The sequence below is a fragment of the Azorhizobium sp. AG788 genome (assembly GCF_943371865.1).
GTDB lineage: Bacteria > Pseudomonadota > Alphaproteobacteria > Rhizobiales > Xanthobacteraceae > Azorhizobium.
The window spans coordinates 1-3041 of record NZ_CALRWL010000115.1 but is presented as its reverse complement, the minus strand read 5'-3'; the positions used below and the strand labels follow the sequence as shown (position 1 = coordinate 3041).

Annotated in this window: 3 protein-coding genes; all 3 read left to right on the top strand. The window is 65.3% G+C overall.

Translation table 11 applies throughout. The annotated features are described in order from the left end of the window. Positions 1-159 precede the first annotated feature (159 nt). Entirely contained in the window at positions 160-552 is a 393-nt protein-coding gene (locus tag AAG816_RS27695) for a hypothetical protein (protein WP_341992935.1), read from the top strand. Positions 553-755: 203 nt separating this feature from the next. Next, positions 756-2117 (top strand): nucleotide sugar dehydrogenase, encoded by a 1362-nt coding sequence (locus AAG816_RS27690; RefSeq protein WP_341992934.1) that lies wholly within the window; start codon positions 756-758, stop codon positions 2115-2117. A gap of 46 nt (positions 2118-2163) precedes the next feature. Then, on the top strand, positions 2164-3041 hold an 878-nt coding region (locus AAG816_RS27685), incomplete at its 3' end, for a hypothetical protein (protein ID WP_341992933.1).

The following is a 3041-nucleotide window of genomic DNA, read 5'->3' as shown; positions in this document are numbered from 1 at the left end:
ATAATGTGGAACGGCTGCCCCGCCCACAGTAGCTTCGATCGCGCCCCTGGCGGTGGTTTCCAGGTACGTGGAAGCCATCCGACTTGTACCGCGGCCCGGTCTGGGAGATCACGTGGAAGAGAGCGAGTATGCGTCCCTGGCGGCCATGGAGGACCGGATGTGGTGGTTCCATGGCGCCCATGCCCTGATAATCTGCGGTCGCAGACCCTCTATTTCACCAGCATGCTGGAGGCGGCATCGCTGTTTTCCGCCGGGCGACACGCACCTGGCAAAATCCTGGTGATCAACCGGGTCAACCCGTTGCCCTTCATGCTGGGCTTTGCGCCGCCGCGCGGGGGGGACCTGTTCTGGGAACCCACCGCCCCGCCCCGCCCCACGCCAGAGATGCTGGCCGACGCCGACTATGTGCTGGTCCCCACCAAATTCTCATCATCGCCAGCGATGGCCAAGGCTGCGTATGAACGGTTCGCCCCCTATCTGGCGGCGCATTTCACGCGGCGGGAGGAGACGGAATATTGGATATTATATGCCCGCATGGCGCCCCCACCATAAGGGCGAAGCCGGCGGGGATGCCCGCAGGCGATGCTGGACCGATCGCGCGATGCCGGATATGATCGGCCCCTGCCGTCGCTGGAAGGCGAATATATAATTATATCAATAAGTTCCTGTCAGTCGACCTGCCATGTCGATCAAGGTGGGGATCGGGTTCCAGCCCGCTGATCCGACCGTATGGAACCGCCTGGGGACACCGGACGATGGTCTATGACAGTTCTGCTGTGCCCGGTGCGGCGCTGGCCGACATCCTGATGGACAGGATCGAGGCGCAGACCATCCATGTCGGCGTGATCGGCCTGGGCTATGTGGGCCTGCCGCTGATGATCGCCTTCGCCGACCGGGGTATCCGGGTGACCGGCTTTGATATCGATCCGGTCAAGATCGACCATATCCGCGCCGGGCGTTCCTATTTCCGCCATATCGGCGACGATGCGGCCGGGCGTCTGCGGGCGGCGGAACAGTGCGATGCCACCACCGATTTCTCCCGCCTGGCCGATGCCGACATCATCCTGGTCTGCGTACCGACCCCCCTGACGCATCACCGCGAGCCGGATATGGGCTTCGTTGTGGGCACCACGCAGACCATCGCCGCCCACCTGCGGGCAGGACAGATGGTGGTGCTGGAATCGACGGTCTATCCGGGGGCGACCGCCGAGGTGATGCGCCCGATCCTGGAACAGGGCGGCCTGCGCTGTGGGCGGGATTTCTTCCTGGCCTATTCGCCGGAGCGCGAGGACCCCGGCAACCCCGATTATGACACAAGGCGCATTCCCAAGGTGGTCGGCGCCGACGATCCAGACGCCCTGCGCGTGGCCATCGCCCTCTATCGGCGCATCGTTTCCGAGGTGGTGCCGGTCTCATCCCTGGCCACGGCGGAAGCCGTGAAGCTGACGGAAAACATCTTCCGGGCCGTCAATATCGCCCTGGTCAACGAGTTGAAGCTGGTCTACGCGGCCATGGGCATCGATATCTGGGAGGTTGTCGCCGCCGCCAAGACCAAGCCGTTCGGCTATATGCCCTTCTATCCGGGGCCGGGCCTGGGCGGCCACTGCATCCCCATCGATCCGTTCTATCTGACCTGGAAGGCCCATGCCTATGGCATTTCCACCCGCTTCATCGAGCTGGCCGGCGAGATCAACACCGCGATGCCCGGCTATGTGGTGGATCTGCTGGCCCGGACCCTGGATGACCGGTCGGGGCGGGGCCTGAACGGCGCCCGCATCCTGGTGGTCGGCATCGCCTATAAGAAGAATATAGATGATACGCGCGAAAGTCCGGCGCTGCGCATCATCCGCCTGCTGGAGGCGCGCAAGGCGACGGTGCTGTTCCATGATCCGCTGGTGCCGGTCATTCCCTCCACCCGGGAATATCCCGAACTGGCCGGCCGCCAGTCCCTGGCCCTGACGGCGGACGACCTGGCGGCGTGCGATGCCGCCCTGATCGTCACCGACCATGATGCCATCGACTATCAGCAATTGGTCGATGCCTGTCCGCTGGTCGTGGACACGCGCAACGCCTGTGCCGTCCGGGGGATCCGGTCGGAACGGATCGCCAAGGCGTAGGGTCGGGCTTCTGCTCCGATACGGGTTCTGAAAGACGACGGCGGCAATGCTGGCAAGACATATCCATTTCGGGCTTTTCGCCGGCACCATCCTGATTTCCCCGCTGCCACTGGGTTCCAATCGCCCCATCGCCTGGACCCTGCTGGCGCTGGCCGTGGGGTTGCTGGCGCTGACCTGGCCCCTGGTGGTGCGCAAGGAACCGGCCGCCCCCCGGCTTTCCGGGCGTCCCATGGCCCTGCCGCTGGTGCTTTTCGGGCTGTGCCTGTCCTGGGCCGTGCTTCAGGCCGTACCCGGTCTGCCGGTGGCATGGCACCATCCCCTCTGGCACGACGCGGCCGCCGCACTGGCGCCGGGACAGGAGATCGCGGGGCGGATCGGCCTGTCGCCCTCGGCCGCCATCACCGGCATCCTGCGCCTGCTCTGTTACGCCGCTGTCCTCTGGCTGGCCTTCCTGCATGCCGGTTCGCGCCAACGCGCCTGGCATCTCGTCGATCTGCTGGCCATGGCCGGCACCGCCTATGCGCTTTATGGCCTGGGGGTCCAGCTTGCCGGCACGCAAAGCATCCTGTGGATGGAGAAATGGGCCTATCAGGATGTGCTGACCAGCACCTTCGTGAACCGCAACCATTATGCCACCTTCGCCGGCCTGGGCATCCTGTGTGCACTGACATCGGTGCTGCGCCGGCTGGGCGACGAGAATGGGGCCATCCGGCCTTTACGTAATTTTGATCGGAAAACCGGCCTCTATGCCCTGGGGGGACTGGCGATGGTCCTAGCCCTGGCGGCGACCCAATCGCGCGGGGGGATGGTGGCCACGGCGGTCGGGCTGGCCGCATATCCGGGGATCCTGGCCCTGTCACGGCTGCGCTCGCTGCCCCGGCTGGGTCTGGGTCTGGCGCTGGGACTGGCCAGCGTCACGGCCAT